The organism is Streptomyces xylophagus, assembly GCF_000716435.1.
Taxonomy (GTDB): Bacteria; Actinomycetota; Actinomycetes; order Streptomycetales; family Streptomycetaceae; genus Streptomyces; species Streptomyces xylophagus.
In genome coordinates, this window is sequence record NZ_JNWO01000096.1 from 1 (window position 1) to 988 (window position 988).

Below are 988 nucleotides of genomic sequence, written 5' to 3' on the forward strand. Positions count from 1 at the left end.
GCGCCGATCAGCGCGTCTGACACGGCCGACGCCGTCAATAGCACCGTGTTCTGTGGTGTGGTCCGGTCGTTCGCCTTGATGAAGCTCGCGCAGGCGATCTGCGCCAAGACGTTCTTGACGCGGAAGGAAGCCATCCAGGCACGCGCCACCGTCGTCGAGCTGTTCAACGCGCAGATCGAGCAGTTCGCGGAAGACGAGATCGTCAACATCATGCTCACCGCTCGCGACTACGCCGTGCGGTCGATTACGCAGAAGATGGCGACCATCGTGCCGGTCATCACGATCACGGCCCCGCAGTCCCGGCCGTCGCTCTATTGGGCGGCGCGTCTCTACGAAGATGTCTACCGAGCCGAAGAGCTGGCCGACCGTAACGAGGTCGCGTCACCAGCCTTCATGCCTGGCACATTCGAGGCGCTCGCGCGGTAACCGTGCGGGCGTCCTCGCCAGAGGATCAGCCCGTACATGTCCGACGAAAAAACGACAGTCACGCTCATTGCGGGCGGGGCGCGCTACTCCGCGTTCACGCGGGCAGCCGTGTCCTACTCCGCCAACCAGGCCGTGCGCGCCTTCGCCTTCACGGTGACCGACGCCACGGACGCGATGGACGAGCAGTGGAATTTCATGCCGGGCACGCCCGTAACCGTGCTCGCCAACGGTCAGCTCCTAGTGACTGGCTACATCAACCGGATGGTGCCGAGCTTCGACGCGAACAACCACACCGTCGAGATTTCGGGCACGTCCAAGGGCCGCGACAGCGTCAAGAGCGCGGCCGAGCACGATAAAGGCGAGTGGCGCAACAAGACGCCGCTTCAGATCGCGCAAGAGCTGGATAAGCAGGGAGTGGGGTTCACTTCCGATATCCAACAGAAGCCCTTCGAGTATGCGCGCTTGCACCCGAACGAAACGGTCTTCGAGGCCGTAGAGCGCATGACGCGCCGCCCAATAGAGCGACGGCCGGGACTGCGGGGCCGTGATCGTGATGACCGGC

At 63.9% G+C, this 988-nt stretch carries 2 protein-coding genes; both read left to right on the forward strand.

Annotated features, from left to right (window positions below):
- A partial coding sequence (locus OO70_RS50420; protein WP_043688273.1) for a hypothetical protein occupies window positions 1–426 on the forward strand: 426 nt, incomplete at its 5' end.
- Window positions 427–462: 36 nt separating this feature from the next.
- The coding region (locus tag OO70_RS50425; protein WP_043688275.1) for a phage baseplate assembly protein at window positions 463–988 on the forward strand (526 nt) is incomplete at its 3' end.